Consider the following 25,834-nt stretch of genomic DNA (forward strand, 5'->3'; position numbering starts at 1 on the left):
TCAATGCGTTAAATGATTGCGACAAAGACCGACGAAGGGGAACGGCATGGATGCGCGCGTGGTCACGTGGTACCTCGGCCCGGTGGTGCTGCTGGCGCTGGTCGTCAACCTTGCGCGCTGGCTCGGCGCACGCCGGCTCGATGCCTTCGCCGCGCGAGCCCGCCGCCGGGCCGCGCTGGGCTCCGTCGTCGGCGCACTGCTCGCGTATGCCGTCGCCCGCGCGGGCGTCGACGGGGGCGCCGCGTCGTCGTCGGGGGAGGGCGCCACAGCCCACCCGGCCGTGCCGGCGCTCGCGGGCATCGCCGGCATCCTCGTGGCGGCACTGGCCGAGCGCTGGGCGCCCCGCCGGTCGACGCCAGGCCCTCGCCGCGAGGCCGCCCTGGACATCCGCCGGGGCACCGAGTCGGTGCGCCTGACGGGCTACTACGTCGCAGGGCTGGTGCTCTGCGCCGTGGGGCTGCTCGTCGGGTGGCTCACGTCCGCGCCCGGGGGTCGGATGGGCATGCGCGAGTGGGAGGGCGTCGTCGTCACGACGACGAGCGCCTACCCCGGCCGCGACTACACGCTGGGGACGGTCGGTGCCCTCGCGCTGCTCGCGGTCGCCACGTGGCTCGCCCTGCGCGTCGCCGATGCCCGTCCGGCGTACGCCGACGACCGCGCCCTCGACCGCGCCCTGCGGCTCGGGGCGCGGGTGCGGGTCCTGCGGTGGTCGGCCGCCGGGTCCCTCGTCACGGCCGCCGGGCTCTGCCTCACCATCGGCCCGCAGCTCAACGACGTGACCCAACGGCTGCGCGGCGCCGTGAGCGGCTCGCAGCTCCCGCCCGCGCCCGTCGCGCCCACCGACTGGACGCAGAACGTCGCCTTCTCGTTGACGCTTCTCGGCTTCGTCTGCCTGGTCGTCGCCCTCTTCTGCCTGCTCTGGGACGCGCCTGCAGTGCCGAGTTCGCGTACAGCCAATCAGCCTGCGGCAGTGGCCTCGTCGTCGGGTGCGGGGTCCCGATGAGCGAGGACCTCCGCATCGTCGTCGACCTCGAGGTCGCCGAGCCCCCCTTCGAGCAGGTCCGTGCCCAGCTGGCCGGCCTCATCGCGACGGGCCGCCTGCTGCCGGGCGACCGCCTCCCGACCGTGCGGGCCCTCGCCGCGGACCTCGGCCTGGCCGCCAACACCGTGGCGCGCGCCTTCAAGGAGCTCGAGGCGGCCGGACTCGTCGAGACGCGGCGTCGGGCCGGGACCGTCGTGGCGTCCGGAGAGCACACGGCCGACGTCGCGGTCATGGCGCTCGCGGCGAAGTTCGCGGCAGCAGCCCGCGACGCGGGGCTCGACGCCGCAGCAGCGGTCGACATCGTCCGGGCCGCGCTCAAGGCGCAGACGGGCTGAGTGGTCGTGTGCCGGGTCGCCCGGTCAGGCGTGCCGGGCGGGCTGGGTGCCGAGTGGGCTCTGGGCCTCGTTGCGCGACCGCGCGATCGGTCGGCGCAGCGGGTGCAGGAGGCGGGCTGTCGTGATCCGGCGTGACCGGTCGCGTCGGCTCTGACCGACTCCTGCCGGTGCCGGACCAGGAGCCGGTCGGGTCGTCTGGACGGCCCAGGCTCCGGCCAGGCGTGCGGCGTGTGGAGGGATTCCCATGACGTGCTCCTCGTGACCTCTGGCGGCGCGAGGCCGTCGAGGCCTCGACGGTCAGAGAGACGCCGCACGTCGGTGATACGTCAGACCGCGCACGGACTCGAGAGGTAGCGTTCAGGCGTCCGCTTCAGCGAGATGGGCAGGGGATGTCGATGCGTGAACCGCGACGGGCCGTGACCCGGAGCTCCGTCCGGCACGTGGGCGTGGCAGCCGTTGCGGCCCTGGTGGCAGCGGTCCCCTCGGCGTGCACCGCTGCGAAGGTGCCCACCCCGCAGCCCACGGTCGAGGGTCCGTCGTTCACCTCGATCCCCCAGGCCGAGACGGTCGACCGGCTCGAGCCGCCCGTGCAGTCGGCCTCCGACGTGGCGCGCCTGCTCGTCAGGGATGCCGACGGCATCTTCTGGAGCGGTTCGGGCGAGCCGGGTCGGGCCGCGCCGGTGCGGGCCGGCCAGGCCTACCGGTTGACCGGACGGTGCCTGCCGGCCACGGCCGGTGGCACGCTCGTCGTCGACGTGCTCGGGCCGCCGGGTAAGGGCGCCGTCGACGGGGCGCCCTCCGTGGCGGTCCCGGGAGACGCCGTGGCCAGCATCACCGTCCCGTGCGACGGCACGGAGACCCGCCAGGACCTCCGCGAGCTCCCGGCGGGATCGGGGCCGCTGTCGGTCGCCGAGAGGACGAGCCAGGTCGCGACCGGCTGGGTCGTGCTGTCCCGCACCTCCTGACCCGCCTTCTCCCGGCCGCGCCGCGAGCTGTCGCCGGTCGCCGGCAGGGCAGGTGGCTCGGGTCCGTGTCGCGCGCGGTCAGGCCTTGGGCCGATCGTCGACGATGCGGCGGGCCTTGCCGATCGAGCGCTCGATCGACCCGGGGTCGCGCATCTCGACGCGGCACGTCGTGCCGATGCGGGCCTTGATCGTGGCGTAGAGCGTCCGGGCGATCTGGTCGGCGGCATCCGGCTCGAGCCGCGAGAGCGGCTCGACGAGCACGGTCAGCTCGACCATCCTGCCGGGCTGCGTCAGGACGCACTGGAAGTACGGCGACAGCCGCGGCTCCGCGAGCACGTGCTCCTCGATCTGCGTCGGGAAGACGTTGACGCCACGGACGATCATCATGTCGTCGGTGCGGCCGGTGACCTTCTCCATCCTCCGCATCGACGGGACCGCGGTGCCCGGCAGCAGCCGCGTCAGGTCGCGGGTGCGGTAGCGGATGACGGGCATCGCCTGCTTCGTCAGCGACGTGAGGACGAGCTCGCCCAGCTCGCCGTCGGGCAGCACCTCCTCGGTGATCGGGTCGATGACCTCTGGGTAGAAGTGGTCCTCCCAGATGTGGAGGCCGTCCTTCGTCGTCGCGGCCTCCTGGGCGACCCCGGGCCCCATGACCTCCGAGAGGCCGTAGATGTCGACGGCGTCCATGCCGGTGCGTCGCTCGATCTCCCGGCGCATCGACTCGGTCCACGGCTCGGCGCCGAAGATCCCGACCTGCAGGCTCGTCGTCGCCGGGTCGACACCCTCGCGCTCCATCTCGTCGAGCAGGCTGAGGAAGTAGCTGGGCGTCACCATGATGACACGGGGTTGGAAGTCGCGGATCAGCTGCACCTGCCGCTCGGTCATCCCGCCACTCACGGGCACGACTGTCGCGCCGAGCCGCTCGACGCCGTAGTGCGCGCCGAGACCGCCGGTGAAGAGGCCGTAGCCGTACGCGACGTGGATGACGTCGCCCGGGTGGCCGCCGGCGAGCCGGATCGAGCGGGCCATGAGGTCGGCCCACGTGTCGATGTCGGCCTTCGTGTACCCCACCACCGTCGGGCGGCCGGTGGTCCCTGAGCTCGCGTGCACGCGGACGACCTGCTCCCGTGGCACGGCGAACATCCCGAAGGGATAGTTGGCGCGCAGGTCCGCCTTCGTCGTGAACGGCATACGGCTCAGGTCGTCGAGCGAGCGCAGGTCGTCGGGACGGAAATCCTTGGCGTCAAAGGCCGCTCGGTAGTGCGGGACGTTGTCGTATGCCGTCCGCGCGGTCCGCCGGAGACGGTCCAGCTGGGTGCCCCGCAGCTCGTCGATCGCGATCGTGGGGATCTCGTGGTCCGGCAGGCCGGGTCGGCTCTCGGGTGACTCCGTCGTCATGAGCCCATTGTGCCCACACCTTCCGGTCCGGGCTCCTCGGCCCCCACTCGGGCTGGACGCGGATCGTCAGACCGTCAGGGTTTCGGCGTCTCCAGGGACTCGGCGTCGGCGGCTGCCTCGTCGTGCTCGCTGCGCATGCGCTTGAGGAACGCCTTCGTCCGCTCGTGCTGCGGGTTGCTGATGACGTCCTTCGGCTTGCCCTCCTCGACGACGACGCCCCCGTCCATGAAGACGACGTGGTCGGCGACGTCACGGGCGAAGCCCATCTCGTGCGTCACGACGATCATCGTCATCCCCTGGTCGGCGAGCTCGCGCATGACGCGGAGCACCTCGCCCACGAGCTCGGGGTCGAGCGCGGACGTCGGCTCGTCGAAGAGCATGAGCTTGGGGTCCATCGCGAGCGCCCGGGCGATGGCGACCCGCTGCTGCTGGCCACCGGAGAGCTGCGCCGGGTAGGCGTTCGGCTTGTCGCCGAGGCCGACCTGTTCGAGCAGCTCGAGGGCTCGCGCCTTCGCCTGCTTCTTGCCCGTACCGCGCACCTGGACGGGTGCCTCCATGACGTTCTCGAGCGCCGTCATGTGCGGGAAGAGGTTGAAGCGCTGGAAGACCATGCCGATGTCGCGACGCTGAGCTGCGACCTGCTTGTCGGTGAGGTGGTAGAGCTGTCCGCCGTCGTCGCGGAAGCCGACCAGGTCGCCGTCGACCCAGATGCGGCCTCCGTCGATCTGCTCGAGCTGGTTGATGCAGCGCAGGAACGTCGTCTTGCCGGAGCCCGAGGGGCCGAGGAGGCAGACCACCTCGCCGCGGTGCACGTCGAGGTCGATGCCCTTGAGCACCTCGTTGCCGTGGAAGCTCTTGAGCACGTTGAGCGCGCGGACGAGCGGCCGGTCCTCGCCGGTGCGCGAACGGGCGTCGGGGCCGGTGGTGGGCTCGCTGGTGGGCTCGCTGGTGGTGGTGTCGGACATCAGGCGCCTCCTGCCCCGGCCGGGCGCGCGAAGCGCTTGTTGGGTGCCCCCGTGCCGAAGCCTCGGCCGAAGCGCTTCTCGAGGAAGTACTGCCCGACCATGAGCACCGACCCGACGAGGAGGTACCACGCGGTGACGGCGACGAACGACGGCATGATCTGCAGCGTGCGGGTGCCGATGGCGCGGGTCTGGTAGAAGAGCTCCGTGATGATCGGGATGGCCGAGAGCAGCGAGGTGTCCTTGACCATGGCGATGGTCTCGTTGCCCGTGGGCGGCACGATGACGCGCATCGCCTGGGGCAGCACGATGCGGCGCATGGCCTGGCCACGGTTCATGCCGAGGGCTGCCGCGGCCTCGTTCTGGCCCTTGTCGACCGACAGGATGCCGGCACGTGCGATCTCGGCCATGTACGCCGCCTCCGAGAGCCCGAGGCCGATGATGCCGGCCAGCAGGCTGCTCGAGAACTGGTTGACGTCGAGCGTGAAGAACGTGAAGTCGCTCGAGAGTCCCATGAGGGAGGCGAGCTGCTTGCCGAACGGGATGCCGAAGTCGAGGTTGGCGTAGAGGAAGCCGATGCCGCTGCCGATCATCGCGAGGAGCACGAGTCGCGGGATGCCGCGGAAGAACCACGTGTAGACGAAGGAGACGCCGCGCAGGACGGGGTTGTGCGACAGGCGCAGGATCGCGACGATGACACCGCCGACGACACCGATGAGCATCGCGCCGATCGTGCCGACGATCGTGCCCTTCCAGAGCCCCTCGAGCACCGGCGTCTGGTTCATGATCTCCGCGGCCGTGGAGAAGCCCCACCGGTCGTTCGTGATGAACGAGCTGATCAGCATCGCGACGAGCACGATGATGACGGCGAGGGCCACCCAGCGCCCGGGGTGCCGGACCGGCCGGGCCTCGATGAGGCCCGGCCGGTCGTCGGTGGTCGGCATGGTCACCCGATCACTCACGGGTTGAGGGCGAAGTCGCTGATCGCGCCGGCCTCGACGGAGTACTTCTTGAGGGCCGCCTCGTAGCTGCCGTCCTTCTGCGTGGCCTTGAGCGCCTCGACGAGGAGGTTGGCGAAGTCGGTCTGGTCCTTGGGCACCACGTAGCCGTAGGGAGCCGAGTCGTAGATGTCGCCGAGCGCGTCGAGCTGACCGGTCTGCTTGACTGCGTAGAGACCCACGGGGGAGTCGGCGAGCATCGCGTCGGTCTTGCCGCTGACGACGTCGGCCGTGACCTGGTCCTGGCCCTCCTGGACGATCTGGTTGATGGCCGGCTTGCCGGCGTCGGTGCACTTCTTGCTGCGGGCGGTCAGGTCGTCGAGCTGGACCGTGCCCTTCTGGGCGCCGATGTTCTTGCCGCAGGCGTCGTCGATGTTGATGCCCTTGGGGTTGCCCTTGGCGACGACCCACTGGGTGCCCGCCTTGTAGTAGCTCACCATGTTGACCTGCTTCTTGCGGTCGGGGTTGATGGTGAAGCTCGAGACGCCGACGTCGTACTTGCCGCCCGTGACGCCGAGGATGATCGAGTCGAAGCCGGCGGGGACCCACTCGGTCTTGAGGCCGAGCTTGGCCGCCACGGCGTTGAAGACGTCGACGTCGAAGCCCTCGACGGTCTTGCCGTCCCCCGCGAGCATCTCGTTGGGGGCGTAGGTCGGGTCGGTGCCGATGACGATCTTGCCCGCGGACTTGATCTTGGCGGGGACCTTGGCCGCGAGGGCCTGGTCGACGCCACCCCCGGCGGACGTCCCGGCGGGGGTGTTGCCCGCGCCCGGTGAGCCGGACAGCGAGTTCGACCCACAGGCGGAGAGCGTGAGGCCGGCGGCGACGAAGCCGGTGACGGCGATGAGGGACATGCGACGCATCAAGATGGTCCTTCCGGGGCGAACACGGTCATTCAGGTGCGGGCGCAACGGTGCGCCGGCTGATTGGCCGATCCTGCCATCTTTCGGTGCGGGTGCCCACGGATGCGGCCGAACCGTTAGCGGTCCCACAGGAACGCCCCGGGCACGTCGGCCCGGGGCGTTCCCCGGTCTCAGAGTCGGTAGCGGGTGATGCTGCCAGGAGCGTTGACCACCGGACCGGTTGGCCCGAACGTGATGTCGGCGAGGGTGCCGACGTAGAGAGAGCCTCCCTTGACCTCGACCGAGAGTGGGCGGTCGGTCGAGACGACGGTCGACGTCCGACCGTGCTTGAGCTTCGTGACCTTGCCGGCGAAGAGCTCGGCGACGTAGACGGCGCCGTCGTGCCCCAGCGCGAGGTTCGTCGCCCCGAGGAAGCCGGTCGCCACGCGCTTGGACGAGTGCTTCCAGGGGTTGACGGTGTACACGGAACCCCGGGCTCCCAGGCTCGGGTCCTCGGGACCGCCGGGCAGCGTCGTCACCCAGAGCCTGCCGTCCGTGCCTCGTTCGACGTCGGTCGGGACCGGCTCGAAGTTGTACGTCGCCCCGGCGAGGCAGGACGGGGCGCCCAGCGTGGCGACCTGCGATGCGGACAGCGTGACAGGCTGCGGTGGCAGGACCGCGATCGTCGACACGTGACCGTGACGGTCGACCCGGAGGATGTCGTTGCCGCCCGCGTCTGCGACGGCCCACGACCCGTCACCCAGGTAGGTGACGGCATACGGGTGCGAATCGACCTGTCCCGTATAGGTCGCGGGGAGCTGGAAGGCGTTCTGGAAGAACGTGTCGAGCTCCCCCGGCGCGCAGTAGGTCCCGCCCGAGACGACCCCGTAGGTCGCGTGGGCGTCCGGGTTCGCGCTCGCCTCGTACCCGCTGAGGTCGGCCACGACATCGGGGCGGCCCTCGCTGCGGATCGTCAGGGTGGTGGCGCTGTGGTCGTCGTTCGACGACGTGAAGGCATAGGTCCTGCCCCCACGGATGACGTCGATGCCGGCGACCTCGGACTGCGGTCCGCGCGTGACGACCTGACTGGTCCCCCTCGAGATCTTGTTGACGGTGCCGACGAATCCGTCGGTGTACCAGACGTCCTGCCCTGATACCGCCATGCCGAAGGGCGCGATGACGGTGCTGTTGAGCACGCGTGGTGCGTGGCCATGGTCGTCTGACTGATGGGCAGAGGCGCTGGACGCCGTGGCGGCGGCGAGCGCGGTGGCTGTCGTGCACGCGGCGACGGCAGCAGTGATGGCACGGATGGTGATCGTCATGTGGTGTTTCCCCTATCAGTCCTTGAGAGCGCGAGTGGTGGTGCGCTCTCGCGGCGTCCCAACGACGTCGTGGTTCCGACGGTAGAAAAAGACGGCGTCGCCCGTCACAGGTTTCGACTCTTTGCCGCGGCCGTTTGGGGCAACTGTCCGGAAGGCGTAGAAGATTCTGCGGTCCCGGGTGGGTCGGCCCCGGGGCAGCCCCGTCCAGGCACCCACCGTGAGTCGGGTAGCATGGGTAAGAGTGGCCCGCCCAGTTCTGCCTCGGGCCGCTTCTTCTTGGCCTGGCGGAGTGTCGCCGGCCCCGTCGATTCGCTCTTGCGCCGCGACACCTCACCGTTGAGGCCTTCGCGCCGGGCAGAACGACCGTTTCCACTTTTTGGAGTGCCCACCTGTGTCCACTGACACGAACTTCGCCGTTCTCGGCGTGCCCGCCGACCTCGTCACGATCCTCGACGGTCTCGGCATCACCACCCCTACGCCCATCCAGGCTGCGACGCTGCCCGACTCCCTCGCCGGACGCGACGTCCTCGGCCGTGGCCGCACTGGGTCCGGCAAGACGTACGCCTTCCTGCTGCCGCTGCTGACCCGGCTTTCGCAGTCGCGCCGGAGCCGCCTGGCCCGCCGCCCCCGCGCCCTGATCCTCGCCCCGACCCGCGAGCTCGTCACGCAGATCGACACGGCCATGGCCCCGCTCGCCAAGGCGCTCGGACTCACCTCGCAGACGATCTTCGGCGGCGTCGGCCAGAACCCCCAGGTCCAGGGCCTGCGCAACGGCGTCGACGTCATCGTCGCCTGCCCGGGTCGCCTCGAGGACCTCATGCAGCAGGGTCACGTCATCCTCGACAGCGTCGAGGTGACGATCCTCGACGAGGCCGACCACATGGCCGACCTCGGGTTCCTGCCCGGCGTGCGCCGGATCATGGAGAAGACGCCCCGCGACGGCCAGCGTCTCCTCTTCTCGGCGACGCTCGACGGCGCGATCAACGTCATCGTCAACAAGTTCCTCCACCAGCCGGTGACGCACGAGGCCGACTCGGCCCAGTCGCCCGTCTCGACGATGAGCCATCACGTGCTCCACGTCGACAACGGCTCGCACCTGCCGGTCATCCTCGACCTGACGGCCGCCCCCGGCCGCAAGGTCGTCTTCACGCGCACCAAGCACCGGGCCAAGAAGCTCGCCAAGCAGCTCAACGCCTCGGGAGTTCCGGCCGTCGAGCTGCACGGCAACCTCAGCCAGGGTGCCCGCACGCGCAACATGGACGACTTCCACTCGGGCCGGGCGCAGACGCTCGTCGCGACCGACATCGCTGCTCGCGGCATCCACGTCGACGACGTCGCGCTCGTCATCCACGCCGACCCGCCGGTCGAGCACAAGGCCTACCTGCACCGCTCGGGCCGCACCGCCCGCGCCGGCAACGACGGCATCGTCGTCACGATGATGCTCGACGAGCAGGTGCGCGACGTGCGCGACCTGACCCGCAAGGCCGGCATCAAGCCGACGACGACGCGCGTCCAGCTCGGCCACCCGCTCCTGACCGAGCTCGCCCCCGGCGACCGGTCGTATGCCGGCGGTCTCGTCCGCGAGGACGCCCCGGTCCGCTCGGGCTCGAGCTCGAACTCGGCGTCCGGCGGCTCCGGCCGCGGACGTGGTCGCGCTCGCGGCACCGGCGGTGCCCCGGCCGGTGGCCGTGGGGCCGGTTCCGGCCGCCCTGCAGCCGAGCGTCCGAGTGAGGGTGGACGTGGCCGTGGTCGCGGCGACCAGGGCTCCGACGCGCAGGGTGGCGGCGCCCGCGGTGCCGGTCGCTCCGGCGGTCGTGGTGCCGGCGCCGGTCGTGGCCGCGGTGGCCAGGGCGAGGGCCAGGCCGGAGGTCGCCGTCAGGGCGGCGCCGGCAACGGCGCCGGCTCCGGTGCCGGCTCCGGCCGTCGCGGTGGCTCCTCGACCGTCTACTCGACGAGCAGCGGCGGCAGCGCCGCGGCGTTCTCGGCCGGCACCCGTGCCGGTGGCCGCCGCTCCCGCTGACCTGCCCACCCTTCAACCGTCGAGAGGCCACTTCTGGCCGCCCCTCCACCATCGACAGGCCACATCTGGCCGGGCCCTCGTGGCCTCTCGATGGTGAGGACCAGGCCAGAAGTGGCCTTTCGACGGTGGGGGTTCAGGCGCGACCGAGGGTGCGGCTGCGCCCGCGGAACTCGGCGATGATCTGACCGTCCGACTCCCGTTTGACCGTCACGTCCGTGATGCCGCTGCGCCCGAACGCCGAGCGCACGTGACCCTCGGCGGCGAGCACGTCACCGAGCCGACCGGGCGCGGTGAAGGAGATGTCGGCACCGGCTGCCACCGTGAGGCGCCCCCGCGAGTTGCAGGCGAGCGCGAAGCACGAGTCGGCCAGGGTGAAGATGTAGCCGCCGTGGCAGATGGCGTGGCCGTTGACCATGTCGTCGCGGATCGCCATCCGCACGACGGCGTGGTCCTGCTCGACGACGACGGCCTCCATGCCGAGGCGTCGCGAGGCTTCATCGTCGTCCCACATCTGCCGGGCGAAGGCGACCCCGGCCTCGAGGTCGTGACCGTCCCCGCCACCTGGGGGCAGCTGGGTCTCGCTCACGTCATGCTCCCGTCGGTCAGGGCCGGGCTCGGCCGGTAGCGACCACCCGGAAAGGCCTGATCGAGCTCGGTGATCTGCCGGGCGACGACGTCGAAGCCGATCTCGCGGCCCCACGCGATGGGCCCCTTCGGGTAGCGCGTGCCGAGCTGCATCGCCGTGTCGACGTCGTCGACGCTCGCCTCCCCGCGGGCGACGAGGTCGACGGCCTCGTTGACGAGCATCGCGAGCGTCCGAGCGAGCGGGTCGGTCGCGACCGGTCCACCGACGAGGCGCTCGGCGAGCTCGACGTCGGGCTCGGCGTCGGTGATCGAGCCGTCGGCGGCATACGCGTACACCCCCGAGCCCGTCTTGCGGCCGAGCCGGCCGGCCTCGACGAGACCCTGCTGGTAGGCCGTCGGTGCGTAGCGCTCGTCACGTGCCGTCTGCTCCCACACCGACGTGCCCACGGCGAGGTTGACGTCCTGCCCGATGAAGTCGGTGAGCTCGAGCGGCCCCATCGGGAAGCCGCCCCTCTCGCGGAGCGCCCAGTCGACCGTGGCCGCGTCGGCGACGCCGCTCTCGACGATGCGCTGCGCCTCGCCGTAGAAGGGGCGCGCGACGCGGTTGACGATGAAGCCCGGGGTCGAGCTGCACCGCACCGGCGTCTTGCCCCAGGCGTCCATGAGCGCGACGGCGTGCTCGACGAAGGCCCGCGCGGTGCGCTCGCCGTGCACGACCTCGACGAGCCGCATGACGGGGGGCGGGTTGAAGAAGTGCAGTCCGAGCACACGCTCCGGATCGGCCACCTCGGCGGCGATGTCGTCGATGTCGATGCTCGACGTGTTCGTCGCGAGCACCGTGGTCGACGGCTGGACGTCGGCGAGGTCGGCGAAGATCCGGCGCTTGAGGTCGAGGTCCTCGGGCACGGCCTCGATGACGAGCCCGCACTCGGGCAGCTCCTCGACCGACGCGGCTGGAGTGATGCGTGCCAGCACCGCAGAGGCGTCGTCGTCGGACAGGCGGCCCTTGTCCACGAGCCGCCTGAGGGCAACGCCGATCCTGTCGACGGCGGCCGCCGCGGCGCCAGGCATCGAGTCGACGAGGGTGACCGCGTGTCCCGCGGTGGCCGCGACCTGGGCGATGCCGGCTCCCATGGCCCCCGCCCCGATGACGCCGACGGGTCCGAAGGCGGACTGGTCGGGATGGTCCGTGCTGGCCTCGGTCGTGTCCGTGTCCATGGCCGCCATCCTGCCGCGTGGGCCACCCCGGGTGCGCGGCGGGCGGCCGCGGACCGTCCGTGACGGCATACGGGCGAGGCCCGGAGCGGGACTAGCATCGACCCGTGACTGCACCGGCAACGACGCCCACCCACCCCCTGCTCGACGCCCACGCGGGAGTCCTCGACGAGATCCGTCAGGCCCTGGCGAGCCGCAGCTGGTACTCCCGCTACCCCGAGTCGCCCAGCCCTCGCGTCTACGGCGAGACCGCCGCGGCCGACGGGCTCGCCGCGCACGAGGCCCACCTGGACGGGCCGTATGCCGCCCTGTCGAGCCAGCCGACCGACGGCACCCTCGTGGGGAGCGAGGTCTCTCCCTACGGGCCGACGCTCGGGGTCACCTACCCGGCGCTCGACGTCGACGCCGGGCTCGCGGCGGCACGCGCGGCCATGCCGGCCTGGCGCGATGCGGGACCGCAGGCCCGCGCCGCGGTGTGCGTCGAGATCGTCGACCGCATCAACAAGCGCAGCTTCGAGATCGCGAACGCCGTCATGCACACGTCGGGGCAACCCTTCGTCATGTCGTTCCAGGCCGGCGGCCCGCACGCCCAGGACCGGGCGATCGAGGCGATCGCGGCCGGGCTCGTCGAGCAGGAGCGGGTGCCCGCGTCCGTCGTCTGGGAGAAGCCGGGCCGCGACCGTCAGGGCAACCCGGCGCCGACGCGGATGCAGAAGGACTACCGCCTCGTGCCCCGCGGGGTCGCTCTCGTCATCGGCTGCAACACCTTCCCGACGTGGAACGCCTACCCCGGCATCTTCGCCTCCCTCGTCACGGGCAACGCCGTCGTCGTCAAGCCGCACCCCCGGGCGGTGCTGCCGCTCGCGATCTCGGTCGAGATCGCGCGGTCGGTGCTCGCGGAGGCCGGCTTCGACCCGGCCCTCGTGCAGCTGGCCGCCGAGGCCGACGGGCAGGGACTGGCCAAGACGCTCGCCGAGCGCGACGAGGTCGCGATCATCGACTACACCGGCGGACCGACGTTCGGGGCGTGGCTCGAGGAGTCGGCGGCCGCGCACGGCAAGCTCGTCTACACCGAGAAGGCCGGCCTCAACTCGATCGTCGTGGACTCCACCGACGACCTGCGCGGGATGCTCGGCAACCTCGCCTTCAGCCTCACGCTCTACTCGGGACAGATGTGCACGGCGCCGCAGAACCTCTACGTGCCGGAGGGCGGCGTCGACACCGACGAGGGGCACCTGTCCTTCGACGAGTTCGGTGAGCGCCTCGCCGGGGCCGTCGGTCGCCTCACCGGTGACGACGCCAAGGCCGTCGAGCTGCTCGGGGCCACGGTCAACGACCAGGTCCGCTCCAACGCCGACTCGCTCACCGCGATCGCCGAGGACGCCGGCGGCCGCGTCGTGCTCGACTCGCGTCGCGTCACGCACCCGACGTGGGCCGACGCCGTCGTGCGCGCCCCGGGCCTCGTCGCCGTCGACGTCACCCGAGAGGACGTCTACACGCAGGAGTGCTTCGGGCCGGTCGGCTACCTCATCCGGACGGCGTCGACGGAGCAGTCGCTCGCGCAGCTCGCGGACACGGTGCGCGAGCACGGCGCGATGACGGCCGCGGTCTACTCGACGAGCGACACGGTGCTGGACGCGGCGCGCGAAGCGGCGGCCGAGGGCGGGGTCGCCCTGTCCGAGAACCTGACCGGGCAGATCTTCGTCAACCAGACGGCGGCCTTCTCCGACTTCCACGGCACCGGGGCCAACCCGGCCGCGAACTCCGCCTACACCGACGCCGCCTTCGTCGCGAACCGCTTCCGCGTCATCACGTCGCGCCGACACGTCTGAGCTCCCCGTGGTTCTCGCGCCAGCTCAGCTCGACCGGGCGACCTTGCAGCGCAAGGTGGTCCGGACACTCGTCGGGTCGCAGATCCTCGGCGGCGTCGGCATGGCCTGCGGCATCGCCGTCGGCGCGCTGATCGCCGAGGACCTCAGCGGCACCGAGGCGCTCGCCGGTGTCGGCACGACAGCCCAGGTGCTCGGCACGGCGCTGCTGACGATCCCCGTCGCCCGTGCGACGGCCGCTCGGGGGCGCCGCGTCGGACTGCGCTGGGGTCTGGCCGTGGCCTTCGTCGGGGCCGCGGTCGTGCTCGTGGCCGCCGTGCTGCGCTCGTTCCCCCTCTTCGTCGTCGGCATGTTCCTCTTCGGCGGCGGCACGACCGCCAACAACCAGGCGAGGTATGCCGCCGCCGACCTCGCGGAGCCGGCGCGCCGCGGGCGCGACCTGTCGATCGTCGTGTGGGCCACGACGATCGGCTCGGTGGTCGGACCGAACCTCGTCGGACCGGGCCAGGCGCTCGCGCACCGCCTCGGGTTGCCCGAGCTGGCCGGGACGTTCGTCTTCTCCCTCGTCGGCTTCGTGGGCGCCTGGCTCGTCGTCGACCGGCTGCTGCGACCCGACCCGCTCCTCACCGCCCGTGCCCTCGACGCCGCCCACCGCGAGGAGGGGCGCCGGGCTGCCGCGTCCGATGTCGTCGCCGACCCGGCGTCCGGCCGCATCGCCGACGTGCCGAACCACGACGGTTCGATGCGTCGCGGTCTCGCCGTGGTGCGGTCGAAACCGAGGGCTCTCCAGGCGATCCTCGTCATGGCGCTCGGCCACCTCGTCATGGTCAGCGTCATGGTCATGACGCCGATCCACATGAAGCACGGGCACGCCGAGCTCGAGGTCATCGGCTTCGTCATCTCGGTGCACATCCTCGGGATGTTCGCCCTGTCGCCGCTCGTGGGGGCGGCCGTGGACCGCTGGGGCGCGCCGCCGGTCGCCATGACAGGGGGCGTCGTGCTCACGGTCGCGTCGCTGCTCGCGTCGCGCTCACAGGCCGGCTGGTCCGGCCTGCTGCTCGTGGCCCTCTTCCTGCTCGGAGTGGGGTGGTCCTGCACGCTGGTGTCGGGCTCGACCCTGCTCACGTCGGTGGTGACGACGGACGAGCGTCCAGCCACCCAGGGACTCGCCGACGTGATCATGGGTCTCGCGGGTGCCGGGGGAGGCGTGGCGGCCGGCATCGTCGTCGGATCGCTCGGCTACTCGGCGCTCGCGTCCGGCTCGGCGGCGGTCGGTGTCGTCATCCTCGTCGTCGGCGCGGCCCGCGTGCGGCCAACCGCCGCCGAGGTCAGGTGAGCAGGGTCAGCACGAAGCCGATGAGCGGCAGCGTGCCCTGGGTCAGGGCGGCGCGCAGGTAGCTGCTGCCGGTGGTGACGAGCACGGCCGCGGCGGCGACCATCGAGCCCGTGCAGAAGAGGGCGAGGGTTCGGCCGGCAGTGTCGTGGTCGGTCCACCCGAGCACGAGCCCCAGCGCGGCGCCGATGCCGAGGAAGAGGTTGTAGAAGCCCTGGTTGTAGGCCATCGGCCGGGTCACGTCGGCAGCGGCCTGGTCGGCGACGCCGAAGCGCTTCCACACCTCGGGGCGGGTCCAGCCGACGCTCTCCATCCAGAAGATGAAGAAGTGCAGCAGTGCGGCCAACCCGACGAACACGTTCGCGGCGATCCTCATGCTCGGATCGTAGGGCCCGGCCAGTAGTCCCGCCGCCCCATCAGCCCCACGGCGACACTCGACGAGGGGTGGGCGGCTGGCGGGCTCTGGTCAGGCGGTGATGCGCAGGGTGCTCGTGCGGTCGGGCTTGACGAGCACCTCGATGCGGTCGGCGACCCGCGACTTCAGCTCGGTGACGTGGCTGACGATGCCGACGGTGCGGCCTCCCTCGCGCAGACCCTCGAGGGTGTGCATGACGTCGTCGAGCACGTCGGGGTCGAGGGTGCCGAAGCCTTCATCGACGAAGAGCGTGCCGAGGTCGACGCCGCCCGACTCGGCGCGCACGACCTCTGCCAGGGCGAGGGCGAGCGACAGCGAGACGTAGAAGGTCTCTCCTCCGGAGAGAGTGCCGACCTCGCGGACCTGGTTGGTGTGCATGTCGTGGACGCGCACCCCGAGCCCCGACTTGGCGTTGCCCTTCTTGGCGTCGGTGTGCTCGAGCGTGTAGCGCCCGCCGGAGAAGCGGCCGAGCTCGGTGTTGGCCGCCGACAGCACCTCGGTGAAGCGGCGGATGAGGACGTACTTCGCGAGGTCGAGGTTCAGCTGGTTGTCGCCGCTGCCCGCGACGAGCTGGCCGACCCGCACGGCGTCGGCGGTCGAGGCGATGACCGCGGCGTTGCGGGCCATGGCTTCTCGGATGTCGGTGACCCGTCGCTTCGTGCGCGTCACCTGGTCACGGAGGCTCCCGTGCTCGTTGCTCGCGGCCTCCATGTCCTTCTTCGCGGCCGCCGCCAGGGCCTCGAGCTGCTCGATGTCGTCGAAGAGGGCGTCGAGCTGGACGTCGGCGAGCTCGGGCCCGGTCAGGCCGGCGCGCACCTGGGTGCAGGCCCGCTCGAACTCCGCGATCTCCTGCGTCTTGGCATTGATCCACTCGGCCCCCCGGTCGGCCGCCATCCACTCGGTGACGTCGGCGAAGCCGAACTGTGCCAGGTCGGCGTCGCGCGCCGCGGTGTCCTCGGCGACGGACGAGGCGGCGACGTCACGCTGCCCGAGAGCGTCGACGAGGGTGTCGATGCGGCCGGCGCCGGCGACGAGGGCGTCACGTCGCGCGGCGACGCTGGGGTGGCCGTCGCGGGCCTGCTCGACGACGGCGGTCTCCTCGGCGATGCGACCGTCGAGGTCGACGACGGACTGTTCGCCGCGCGCGAACTCCGCACCGAGCCGCGCCGCCTGCGCCGTGAGGGTGTCGACGCGGTCGCGGAGCTCGGCGAGCCTGGCCGCTCCCGCCTCGACGTCGGCGCTGGCCTGCACCGAGGCCGCGAGCTCGCGCGCCGCCGCCTCGGCCCGGGCGCGGGCCTCGGTCACGTCGAACCCGTCGCACCGGGCCGCGAGCTCGCGGACCTCGGACCGGAGGGCCCCGAGCGCCTCCGTTGCGGTGGCGGCCTGCTCGCGCAGCCGGACGACCCGGGACTCCTCGGCGTCGATCTGCTCGGGAGTGACCGCGTCGAGGGTCGGGTGGGCTGGAGAGGGGTGCTCGACGGACCCGCACACCGGGCACGCGTCGCCGTCGACGAGCGAGAGCCCGAGCTCGCCGGCGATGCCGTCGATGCGAGCCCGGCGCAGCCCTGCGAGCGACGACTCGGCTGCCGCCACAGTGCCCAGCGCCTCGGTGGCGGCGGACTCGGCTCGCGGCATGCGGGCCACCGCAGCCCTGTGGGCCACGGACGCCTCGAGCCGGGCCTTGGCCCGCTCGCCCTCGGCGACGCGCCCGTCGAGCAGCGCGGCCAGCCGGCGCGCCTCGGTGAGCGTCGCCTCGTGCGTGGCGATGGTGCCGGGGAGGGCCTCGAGCTCGGTCGCCACCGACGCCACCGACCGGCGCGTGCCGTCGAGCCCCTCGCGCAGCCGCGACAGCTCTGCGATGCGGCCGGCGAGTGCGCCCTCGAGCCCGATCGCACCGGTGAGGGAGCCGACGACCTCACGGGCCCGGGCGGCGGCCTCGCGCAGGGCGGCCGGTCCGCTGTCGCGTAGTGCCGGGTCGACGCGGGCGCGGGCCTGCGTCAGAGCTGCCTCTGCGCGCTTGAGCGTCGCCTCGGACTGAGCCAGGGTGCGCACGGCACCGGCCACCGGGCGGGCCTGGCGTGCTCGGGCCACCTCCTCGCCGAGCTGCTGGAAGACCACCGCCTGCTTGCCGAGGTCGTGCTCCTGCTGCTGGAGCTGGATGAGTCGCTCACGGCGCTGCATGCGCAGACGGGCGTCGCTGACCATGTCGGCCATCTGCTTGTGCGTCTCGATGGCCTCGCGGCTCGCCTTGCCCGCGTGCCGCTCGCGCGTCGTCAGCTCGTCGACGACCTGGGCCAGCTCGGCGTCGAGGGCCTCCGGTGTCGTGCGGCTCAGGTCCTCGAGCTCGTCGCGGCGCTCGGTCTCGAGCCCGGCCGACACCGCCAGGGCGTGCACGGCGAGCCGGATCTCGTCGACCGCGGACTGGCGAACGGCCTGCGCGGCCCGCCCGGCCTCGACGATCTCGTCCTGGACCCGGCGGAAGAAGGCGGTGCCGAAGACCTTCTCGAGGAGCTTGCCCTTGTCCTCGGACCGGGCGCGGAGGAACGTCGCGAACTCGCCCTGGGGCAGGATCACGGTCTGCACGAACTGGTCGCGGGTGAGCCCGACGGCCCGGGTGATCTCGTCGTCGCAGTCCCCGATGGTGGTCGACAGCAGCTCGCCGCCCTCGAGGTCGTCGGGTGTCTGGAGGCGCCAGAGCTTGATCGTCGGCTGCTGCACCGTCGTGCCGTCGCCGCGCGACTTGGGGCGCTCGAAGCGAGGCGTGCGCTGGACGCGGTAGAGCCCCGACTGCGTCTCGAAGACGAGCACGACGACCGGCACGGTGCGCGGGTCGGCGTGGTGGGAGTGGATGCGCTCCACGTCGGCCGAGGCCTGGGCGACCTTGCCGTAGAGCGCGAACGTGATGGCGTCGATGATCGTGGACTTGCCCGACCCGGTGGGCCCCTCGAGCAGGAAGAGCCCGGCGCGCCCGACGGTGGTGAAGTCGATGACCTCGGTGCCGGCATACGGCCCGATGGCCGTCATCGACAGGTGGTGCAGCTGCACGTCACGCCACCTCCTGCGCCTCGGCCCGGTGCTGGGCCCGGACCGCGGCCTCGAAGCCGGCCTCGAAGACGTCGACCTCGCCGCCGCTCGCCTCGGTCTTGGTGACGTAGGCGATGAAGTCGGAGCCGAGCTCGCGGGCATCGCGCTCACTGACGACGGTCGTGCCGGCGCGGCCCCGGTCGATCGCGCCCTCGGGCTCGTGGAAGACCTGCAGCGCGTGCGGGAAGCGGGACTTGAGGCGGTCCATGAGCGAGTCGGGGCGCACCCGGTCGGTGACGGTGACGCGCACCCACGCGTGCTCGGCGCCGGCGTGCGACGGCGACTCGAGCAGCTCGTCGAGGCGACCGCGCAGCGTCGCCATGGCTCGCGGCTGCACGACCTCGACCGGGGTGACCCGGGCCGGACCGGAGGCGTCGAGGTCGACGAGGAGCACGACCTTCTCGTGGTCCTGCTCGGAGAAGGAGTAGCGCAGCGGCGACCCCGAGTAGCGCACGACCGAGCCGGCTGCGGACTCCGGCGCCTGGGGCCCGTGGAGGTGCCCGAGCGCGGCGTAGTCGATGCCGGCGAAGACGGTGCCGGCCACCCGGTCGACGCCGCCGACCATGATCGAGCGCTCCGAGTCGCTCGGCTCGGCCCCCGCCACGAACGCGTGGGCCAGCACGACCGACCGCACCCCGGGTCGGTCGGCGAGATCGGCGCGGATGCGGTCGCACGCGGCCCCCACGACGGCCTGGTGCGACCGGGGGAGCGGCTCGCCACCTCCTGCCAGCGCCACGCGCGCGTGGTCGGGGTCGAGGTAGGGGATGCCGTAGACCACGGCCTGCACGCCGTCGCTGCCCTCGAGCCGGACCGGCAGGTCGAGCTGGCCGAGGTCGGTGACCATGCGGATGCTGTCGCGGAAGAGACCAGCCCCGTAGCCGAGGCGGATCGCCGAGTCGTGGTTGCCCGACGTGACGACGACCGTCGTGACGGCCGAGAGCCGGGACAGCGTCCACTCGAACAGCTGGACCGACTCGACGGGCGGCACCCCACGGTCGTAGACGTCGCCCGCGACGAGCACCGCGTCGATCGGGATGCCGTCGGGCGGGTCCTCGACGAGCTCGCAGATGCGCTCGAGCACGGCCGACTGCGCCTCGTGGAGGTTCACGCCGTGGAGCGTGCGCCCGAGGTGCCAGTCGGAGGTGTGGAGCAACCGCATGCCACGACGGTAGGTCCCCGCGCCGACACCCTCCCAGCCGACACCCCGGTGCCGCGCTCGGCCCTCGGCGAACGGTCGCGCCGCCCGCGGGAATGCGTGAGCCCGCCCTCCACGTGGAGGGCGGGCTCACGGGGTCGTGCTCTCGGCCGTGCCGCCTCAGTCGGTCTTGATGAAGCTGAGCAGCATCGACACGAAGGTGATGATGAGGCCGCCCAGGACCGCGTCCCAGAAGAAGTGGTCCACGTGGAAGGGCAGGTCGAGCTTGCCGGCCAGCCACGACGTCAGCTCGAGCATCAGGGCGTTGACGATGAAGACGAAGAGCCCCAGCGTCAGGATGATGAGCGGCAGCGAGATCAGCTTGAGGATGGGCTTGATGAAGGTGTTGAGGATGCCGAAGATCAGGGCCACGAGAACGACGGTCCAGACGACCTGACCCGTCGTCCCGCCGCCGAAGGTGATGCCGGGGATGGCCCACGCGGCGATCCACAGGGCGATGGCGTTGATCACCGTCTGCAGCGCGAAGTTGAGGAGCATGCGGCTCAGTGTTCCACGGGCGCAGGCGCATCGGCGGGAAGCCCGGGGTGCTCGTCGCCGGGGATGCGCGGCTGGAACATCGCATTGAGGCGCAGCAGGTCCGGCTCGACCATCTTCAGCGAGCCGACGGCGTCGGCGAGCGGCACGCGCTCGATGCGGCCCTTCTGCAGGGCGACCATCTGGCCCCACGCGCCGTCGAGCGCGGCCTCCACCGCAGCCACGCCGAAGCGGGTGCCCAGGACGCGGTCGAACGCGACGGGCGAGCCGCCGCGCTGGATGTGGCCGAGCGCGGTCATCCGGCTCTCGATGCCGGTGCGGCCCTGGATCTCGCGGGCGAGGATCGAGCCGATGCCGCCGAGGATCTGGTGGCCGTACTTGTCGACCTCGGGCGCCGGGATGTCCATCGTGCCGGCCTTGGGCAGCGCGCCCTCGGCGACGACGACGATCGTCGCGAAGCGACCCTTCTTATGTCGGTGGACGATCCGCTCGCACACCTCGTCGACGTCGAAGGGCTCCTCGGGCACGAGCGTGATCGCGGCGCCGCCGGCGAGGCCCGACCAGATCGCGATGTGGCCGACGTGCCGCCCCATGACCTCGACGACGAGGACGCGGTGGTGGCTCTCGGCGGTCGTGTGCAGCCGGTCGATGGCGTCGGTGCAGATCTGGACGGCGGTCTGGAAGCCGAACGTCATCTCCGTGAGGGAGATGTCGTTGTCGATCGTCTTGGGCACGCCGATGACGGGAAAACCGTTCTCGTGCAAGCGGTTGACGACACCCATGGAGCCCTCGCCGCCGATGCCGATGATGGCGTCGAGCCCGTGCCGGTCGTAGGCCTTGCGCACGCGCTTGAGGCCGTCCTCGTGGGCGAACGGCTGGTCGCGGCTCGTGCCGAGGATCGTGCCACCGAGGGGCAGGATGCCGCGGCACCGGTCGACGTCGAGGATCTCGTAGTCGTTGTCCATCACCCCGCGCCACGCGTTGCGGAAGCCGATGACGGTGCTGTCGTACGTGACCTCGGCGGCGCGGGTAGCGCCCCGGATGACGGCGTTGAGGCCGGGACAGTCCCCGCCCCCGGTGAGGATGCCGATGCGCATGATCTGACTTTCGTGAGGCTGGGCATGAAGAAGATGTCGAGGCGGCGGTGGCGCGACGATGTGAGCCTAGCCACAGACCGGTGTCGCCGTCAGGAGAGCGTCCATGGGCCGGTCGCCCCCGTGGACACTGGCTCTACAGTTCGGGTATGAGCGACAGCCCTGAGACCGTCAGCGAGAGCGTGACCGAGAGCGCCACCCCCGACGAGGCGTATGCCGCCCCGCAGGCGTCGGGCGCCACCGTGCGGCTCCGCGACGTGCTGGCCCAGATGCCCGACTACAAGCCCGGGAAGCCCGCGTCGGCTCCCGCCGGCGTGACGGCATACAAGCTGTCGTCCAACGAGAACCCCTACGGTCCGCTCCCGTCGGTGCTCGCGGCGATCGACGACGCGGCGGCGACGGTGAACCGGTATCCCGACATGGCCGTCACGGCGCTGACCGAGCGGCTCGCGAAGGCGCTCGACGTCCCGGCCGAGTGCATCGCGACGGGCACCGGCTCGGTCGCGGTCCTCGCCCAGATCGTCAACGCCGCGTGCGACGCCGGTGACGAGGTCGTCTTCGCCTGGCGCTCCTTCGAGGCCTACCCGATCGTCACGCAGCTGGCCGGCGCGAAGCCCGTCATGGTCGGCCTGGACGAGCAGGCCCGCCACCGCCTCGACGCGATGTTCGCCGCGATCACCGACCGCACCCGCGTCGTCCTCGTCTGCACTCCCAACAACCCGACCGGGCCGTGCGTCCACGAGGCGGAGCTCGAGGCCTTCCTCGACAAGGTCCCGAGCGACGTCATCGTCGTCGTCGACGAGGCCTACGTCGAGTTCGTCCGCGACCCCGACGCCGTGCGCGGGCTCGAGACGTGGCGCGCCCGACCCAACGTCGTCGTCCTGCGGACCTTCTCCAAGGCGTACGGCCTCGCCGGCCTCCGTGTGGGGTATGCCGTCGCGCACCCGCCCGTCGCCGCCGCCCTCCGCAAGACGGCCACGCCCTTCGGCGTCAACTCGGTCGCGCAGGTGGCCGCCATCGCCTCGCTCGACGCGTTCGACGAGCTCAACGCCCGCGTCGAGTCGCTCGTCGCCGAGCGCGACCGTGTCGTCCAGGCCCTCGGCGACCAGGGCTGGAAGCTCCCGCAGTCCGATGCGAACTTCGTGTGGTTCCCGCTCGGCGCCGACTCGACGGCCTTCTCGCAGGCGTGTGCGGAGGCCGGCCTCACGGTGCGGCAGTACGGCGACGACGGCGTGCGTGTCACGATCGGCGAGGTCGACGCGAACTCGCGGCTCATCGAGGTCGCCGAACGCTTCGGGGCCCGCTGACCGAGCCGATCGGGGCGACAATGGGCTGAGCCGCGCGGTGTCGCGCGGCCGTCGGTGCAGGTCGTGGCGTGGGAGGTCGCGGATGGGCACGGTGCGGGAGCGGCTCGCCGGTCGCGCGCTCAGCGGCAGCCTCGCGCTGCTCGGTGTCCTGCTCGTCGTGCCCTCGCTGTTCTCGCCGACCTGGGAGATGGTCACCGCCGACCGTGAGCACGGCTCGCTCCTGTCGCGCCAGTGGGAGTGGAGCTGGGGGCGCGTCCGGGAGGCCGGTCTCGAAGGGGTCGAGCTGCGGGACCAGTGGAACCTGCTCGGCCTCGGCGTCCTCGTGGTGCTCCTCGCCGCGGCCCTCGTCGGCGTCGCCGTCTGGCTGCCGCGACGTGTCGCGTGGGGTCGCGTGACCGGGCTCGTGACGATCGCCCTGCTCACCGGTCGAGTGCTCACCACCGTGTCCGACCGCGTGGGTCGGTCCCTCGGCGAGGTCGACCAGGGCGCGTCCGGTCTCACGGTGCGCACCGAGATGACGCCGGCGGGGTCGCTCGAGACGGCTTCGGCGGTGCTGCTCGTCATCGCGCTGGCGCTCCTGGTGAGCACGGCGATCCGTTCTGCCCGGCGCCCCGTCAACGGCGGAGCGGCATCCGACCCGGTCACCGGCGGCCGGGTTCGTGGCGGACCGCCCGTTCCCGTGGGCGAGCCTGTCGGCCTGCGGTCGGTCGGCGAGCCTGTCGGTCTGCGGCCGGTGGGCGAGCACCTGACCGGCAGGGCGGTGGGCCTGACGGACACCGACCAGGAGAGACGATGAGCCTGCCGGAGAGCCCCGCTCCGAGGGCCGCAGGTCCGGCGCTGACGGCGCCGGTCGCCCCGGCGTGGCGCCGTTCGTCGAAGGTGGGTCCGATCCTCAGGGGTCGCCGCGTGGGTGCGGTGCTCGTCCTCGGCGGGGTGCTCGCGGCCGCGCCGACGGCGATCTGGCCCACCGACGTCATCACCTACCTCGCCCCCGGTTCCGTCGCACCGTTCCAGCAGCTCGCCCTGTGGTCCTGGGGGCAGGTCGCCGACGTGGTGCCGGGGCTGCTGGCGGAGGGCATCCACTTCGGCAACCCGACGAGCCTCGTGCTGCTCGTCGTCGCGCTTCTCGCCGGACTGGCTGCGGCCGTCTGCCTCGCTCTGCGCCCCGGCGTCGACGGGCTGGTGCTGGGCGTCGCGGGGACCGCCTGGCTGGCGGCGACCGTGACGGCCAACCTCGGGCAGACGGCGGGTCGCGTCTCCAGCGGCCTCTACGGAGACAGCAACCGGATCGTCCCGACCCAGACCTGGGCCGGGGTCCTGCAGTACGTGGCCGCCGGTCTGCTCCTGGCTGCCCTCGGCCTCATGACGGGGAGCACGGCCGCCCGCGTCGCGGTGTCGGGCGCCGTGTCAGCAGGCCGCTGGGCTCGTGACCTGGTGCACCGACCGCGAGGTCCGGCCGACGACGACGCTGCCGCCCCACCAGCGTCGGCTCCCCCCAGCGGCATCGCCACCATGCGTGATCCCGCACCCGGCTCGCGGCCGGGTTCGGGCGCCTGGCCCGGCGACGGCGCGCGCTCGGGAGTCGGATTCTCGGACGACCCCGGCGCCGACCCGGACCACGTCCGGCCGCCCCGATGACCGAGCGGCGTACGCGGTTGGCAGGCGTGGCCCTCGGAGGTGCCGGCATCCTGCTGGCCGCGTCCACGGTGGTGTGGCCGACGAAGATCGTCGCGGTCCGCGTCCCGGAGGTCGGTGACTTCACGAAGGGCTACGAGCAGCTCATCTGGGCGTGGGGACGCGAGGTCGTCTACTCCTCGGACGGCGTGCTCCTCGACGCGTTCTCCGGTCCAGACCCGGTGCCGCGAGCGGTGCTCCTCGTCGTCGTCCTGCTCCTCGCCACGGCTGGGCTGACCGCCCGGCTCGTCCGTGGCGGGCGGCCCGGTGAGCTCGCGTCGGGGGTCGGTCTGGCGCTGGCTCTCGCGACGGTCGCGGCGTCCGTGGTGCAGCGGTTGTCGGTCGACGACCGGACGATCGGCCTGCAGCCCGGGCTCGTCGTCGTGACGACGACGGTCGGCTGGCTCGAGGTCACGTCGGTCGTCGTGCTCACGGCGGCGCTCGCCGTCCTCGTCGTGCCCGTGCTGCTGCCGCGGGTGGCGGACTCGGTCACCGGCACGGTGGACGCCGTCGCCGGGCGGCTGCGGCAGCGGCGGGCCCTGGTGGAGGCCACCCCGCCGCTCGTCGCGACGCTGATGGAGCCGGGACCGATCGGCTCGGGTCGGGCGCCCACGGTCGGCTTCACCGACGATCCCTCCGCGGCGGGCGCGGACGGCGCCGGTTCGCCCCCGACCGAACCCGAGCGCTGAGGCGTCGGATCGGTCCGCCCGGGAAATGGCCGCGGCTGGGCTCCCGCACTGTGGGTGGACGGCCCTACCGTCGGGGCATGGACATGAAGCTCGAGCTGGTGGCTGTGCCCGTGACCGACGTCGACCGGGCCAAGGAGTTCTACGTCGAGAGGGTCGGGTTCGTCCTCGACCACGACCACACGGTCAGTGACGAGATCCGTTTCGTGCAGCTGACCCCGCCAGGGTCGGCCTGCTCCATCGCGATGGGCAAGGGTCTGACCGAGATCGTCCCCGGCGGCCTCGACAACCTCCAGATGGTCGTCGCCGACGCCGACGCGATCCGGGCCGAGCTCGTCGGTCGCGGCGTCGAGGCGTCCGAGGTCGACGAGCAGCCCTGGGGACGCTTCGTCCACTTCAGCGACCCCGACGGCAACCGCTGGTCGCTGCAGGAGCTGCCCGCCTGGTCCGCCGGGGCCGGCGGAGACGGCGTCGATCCCGGGGCCTGACGTGCGCCGCCTGGTGCCACCCCTGCTCGTCGTCGGCGCAGCCCTGTTCGTCGCGGTGATGATCTGGCCGACCGACCGGATGACCGTGCAGTCTTCTGCAGGTGCGGTCGTGCCGCTTCTCGACATCTGGCTGTGGGGCCGGGTCCGCTCGCTGAGCGAGCTGTCGGTCACCGACGTCGACGGCTCGGTCGCCGTGCTCACCGCGCTGGGCGTCGCCGCAGCGCTCGCCATCGCGGCCAGTGTCCTCTGGCTTCGCCTGCCTCCGGGGCGAGGCGGCCGTCGGCGCAGGGGGACGATCGCCGTGGTCGGGGTCTTCGCCGCGATCGCGACGGCTGCGGTGGCCGTCAACGCCGACACGGGTGCCTTCGGGTGGGTCTCCCCCGGCGGCGCGCCGACCTTCACACGCACACCCGTCGCAGTGTTGCCTGCGGTGGCTGTCGCGTTCTGGGCCGTGGCGCTCGTCGTCATGGTCCTCGTCCTGCTCCGCCGTAGAGGCGGCCAGGACGAGCCCTCATCCGGACCTTCGCAGACCTGACCGGAGGGACCGCCA

Annotated in this window: 25 protein-coding genes; 12 read left to right on the forward strand and 13 right to left on the reverse strand. The window is 72.1% G+C overall.

Annotation, left to right across the window (positions count from 1 at the left end; translation table 11 throughout):
* Positions 1–46: 46 nt before the first annotated feature.
* Together NR112_RS11390 and NR112_RS11395 are read left to right on the forward strand one after the other, a co-directional pair.
* Positions 47–1,003 (forward strand): hypothetical protein, encoded by a 957-nt coding sequence (locus NR112_RS11390; RefSeq protein WP_256794436.1) that lies wholly within the window; start codon positions 47–49, stop codon positions 1,001–1,003.
* Positions 1,000–1,377, forward strand: coding sequence for a GntR family transcriptional regulator (locus NR112_RS11395; protein ID WP_256794438.1), 378 nt, complete (start codon positions 1,000–1,002; stop codon positions 1,375–1,377). The genes NR112_RS11390 and NR112_RS11395 overlap by 4 nt, the downstream gene beginning before the upstream one ends.
* Positions 1,378–1,401: 24 nt before the next feature.
* Here the strand turns inward: NR112_RS11395 and NR112_RS11400 are convergent, their stop codons facing one another.
* A complete protein-coding gene (locus NR112_RS11400; protein WP_256794440.1) occupies positions 1,402–1,623 on the reverse strand; it encodes a hypothetical protein in 222 nt (73 codons plus the stop codon).
* A 149-nt stretch (positions 1,624–1,772) separates the two neighbouring features.
* On the opposite strand from NR112_RS11400, the gene NR112_RS11405 reads away from it, so the two are divergent.
* The gene (locus NR112_RS11405) at positions 1,773–2,342 is read left to right on the forward strand and encodes a hypothetical protein (RefSeq protein ID WP_256794442.1); all 570 of its coding nucleotides are present in this window, start codon (positions 1,773–1,775) and stop codon (positions 2,340–2,342) included.
* 78 nt (positions 2,343–2,420) lie between these two features.
* Here NR112_RS11405 and paaK read toward each other — a convergent pair whose 3' ends face one another.
* The 5 genes from paaK to NR112_RS11430 form a co-directional block, all read right to left on the reverse strand.
* On the reverse strand, positions 2,421–3,740 hold the full coding sequence (gene paaK, locus NR112_RS11410) for a phenylacetate--CoA ligase PaaK (protein WP_256794444.1): 1,320 nt from the start codon (positions 3,738–3,740) through the stop codon (positions 2,421–2,423).
* Positions 3,741–3,814: 74 nt separating this feature from the next.
* Entirely contained in the window at positions 3,815–4,705 is an 891-nt protein-coding gene (locus NR112_RS11415) for an amino acid ABC transporter ATP-binding protein (protein ID WP_256794445.1), read from the reverse strand.
* Entirely contained in the window at positions 4,705–5,646 is a 942-nt protein-coding gene (locus NR112_RS11420; RefSeq protein ID WP_256794505.1) for an amino acid ABC transporter permease, read from the reverse strand. The genes NR112_RS11415 and NR112_RS11420 overlap by 1 nt, the downstream gene beginning before the upstream one ends.
* Before the next feature lie 14 nt (positions 5,647–5,660).
* Positions 5,661–6,563, reverse strand: coding sequence for an ABC transporter substrate-binding protein (locus NR112_RS11425; protein WP_256794446.1), 903 nt, complete (start codon positions 6,561–6,563; stop codon positions 5,661–5,663).
* Between the two features lie 170 nt (positions 6,564–6,733).
* On the reverse strand, positions 6,734–7,864 hold the full coding sequence (locus tag NR112_RS11430) for a ScyD/ScyE family protein (protein ID WP_256794447.1): 1,131 nt from the start codon (positions 7,862–7,864) through the stop codon (positions 6,734–6,736).
* 391 nt (positions 7,865–8,255) lie between these two features.
* Here NR112_RS11430 and NR112_RS11435 point away from each other — a divergent pair, with 391 nt between their 5' ends.
* Positions 8,256–9,884 (forward strand): DEAD/DEAH box helicase, encoded by a 1,629-nt coding sequence (locus NR112_RS11435; protein ID WP_256794448.1) that lies wholly within the window; start codon positions 8,256–8,258, stop codon positions 9,882–9,884.
* A 133-nt stretch (positions 9,885–10,017) separates the two neighbouring features.
* Here the strand turns inward: NR112_RS11435 and paaI are convergent, their stop codons facing one another.
* Together paaI and NR112_RS11445 are read right to left on the reverse strand one after the other, a co-directional pair.
* Complete coding sequence (gene paaI / locus NR112_RS11440; RefSeq protein ID WP_256794449.1) at positions 10,018–10,470, reverse strand: hydroxyphenylacetyl-CoA thioesterase PaaI; 453 nt, start codon at positions 10,468–10,470, stop codon at positions 10,018–10,020.
* A complete protein-coding gene (locus NR112_RS11445; RefSeq protein ID WP_256794450.1) occupies positions 10,467–11,687 on the reverse strand; it encodes a 3-hydroxyacyl-CoA dehydrogenase NAD-binding domain-containing protein in 1,221 nt (406 codons plus the stop codon). The genes paaI and NR112_RS11445 overlap by 4 nt, the downstream gene beginning before the upstream one ends.
* Before the next feature lie 104 nt (positions 11,688–11,791).
* Here NR112_RS11445 and paaN point away from each other — a divergent pair, with 104 nt between their 5' ends.
* Together paaN and NR112_RS11455 are read left to right on the forward strand one after the other, a co-directional pair.
* Entirely contained in the window at positions 11,792–13,516 is a 1,725-nt protein-coding gene (gene paaN / locus NR112_RS11450) for a phenylacetic acid degradation protein PaaN (RefSeq protein ID WP_256794451.1), read from the forward strand.
* A 7-nt stretch (positions 13,517–13,523) separates the two neighbouring features.
* Complete coding sequence (locus NR112_RS11455; protein ID WP_256794452.1) at positions 13,524–14,849, forward strand: MFS transporter; 1,326 nt, start codon at positions 13,524–13,526, stop codon at positions 14,847–14,849.
* Here the strand turns inward: NR112_RS11455 and NR112_RS11460 are convergent.
* The 5 genes from NR112_RS11460 to NR112_RS11480 form a co-directional block, all read right to left on the reverse strand.
* Positions 14,842–15,222, reverse strand: a complete 381-nt coding sequence (locus NR112_RS11460) for a DUF1304 domain-containing protein (RefSeq protein WP_256794453.1) — start codon at positions 15,220–15,222, stop codon at positions 14,842–14,844. The two genes, NR112_RS11455 and NR112_RS11460, sit on opposite strands and share 8 nt — an antisense overlap.
* Positions 15,223–15,312: 90 nt before the next feature.
* Complete coding sequence (locus NR112_RS11465; RefSeq protein WP_256794454.1) at positions 15,313–18,306, reverse strand: AAA family ATPase; 2,994 nt, start codon at positions 18,304–18,306, stop codon at positions 15,313–15,315.
* 1 nt (position 18,307) lies between these two features.
* Positions 18,308–19,504, reverse strand: coding sequence for an exonuclease SbcCD subunit D (locus tag NR112_RS11470; protein WP_256794455.1), 1,197 nt, complete (start codon positions 19,502–19,504; stop codon positions 18,308–18,310).
* A 156-nt stretch (positions 19,505–19,660) separates the two neighbouring features.
* Entirely contained in the window at positions 19,661–20,038 is a 378-nt protein-coding gene (locus tag NR112_RS11475) for a phage holin family protein (RefSeq protein ID WP_256794456.1), read from the reverse strand.
* A 5-nt stretch (positions 20,039–20,043) separates the two neighbouring features.
* Positions 20,044–21,132, reverse strand: a complete 1,089-nt coding sequence (locus NR112_RS11480) for a 6-phosphofructokinase (RefSeq protein ID WP_256794457.1) — start codon at positions 21,130–21,132, stop codon at positions 20,044–20,046.
* Between the two features lie 146 nt (positions 21,133–21,278).
* On the opposite strand from NR112_RS11480, the gene hisC reads away from it, so the two are divergent.
* From hisC to NR112_RS11510, 6 genes are all read left to right on the forward strand, one after another.
* On the forward strand, positions 21,279–22,436 hold the full coding sequence (gene hisC / locus NR112_RS11485; protein ID WP_256794458.1) for a histidinol-phosphate transaminase: 1,158 nt from the start codon (positions 21,279–21,281) through the stop codon (positions 22,434–22,436).
* Between the two features lie 82 nt (positions 22,437–22,518).
* Positions 22,519–23,232, forward strand: a complete 714-nt coding sequence (locus NR112_RS11490; RefSeq protein ID WP_256794459.1) for a hypothetical protein — start codon at positions 22,519–22,521, stop codon at positions 23,230–23,232.
* On the forward strand, positions 23,229–24,074 hold the full coding sequence (locus NR112_RS11495; protein ID WP_256794460.1) for a hypothetical protein: 846 nt from the start codon (positions 23,229–23,231) through the stop codon (positions 24,072–24,074). Before NR112_RS11490 ends, NR112_RS11495 begins: the two co-directional genes overlap by 4 nt.
* A complete protein-coding gene (locus tag NR112_RS11500; RefSeq protein ID WP_256794461.1) occupies positions 24,071–24,799 on the forward strand; it encodes a hypothetical protein in 729 nt (242 codons plus the stop codon). The genes NR112_RS11495 and NR112_RS11500 overlap by 4 nt, the downstream gene beginning before the upstream one ends.
* Positions 24,800–24,876: 77 nt before the next feature.
* Positions 24,877–25,284, forward strand: a complete 408-nt coding sequence (locus NR112_RS11505) for a glyoxalase superfamily protein (protein WP_256794462.1) — start codon at positions 24,877–24,879, stop codon at positions 25,282–25,284.
* A 1-nt stretch (position 25,285) separates the two neighbouring features.
* Entirely contained in the window at positions 25,286–25,819 is a 534-nt protein-coding gene (locus tag NR112_RS11510; RefSeq protein ID WP_256794463.1) for a hypothetical protein, read from the forward strand.
* Positions 25,820–25,834: the final 15 nt, after the last annotated feature.

Source organism: Terrabacter sp. Ter38 (assembly GCF_024519435.1).
GTDB lineage: Bacteria > Actinomycetota > Actinomycetes > Actinomycetales > Dermatophilaceae > Terrabacter.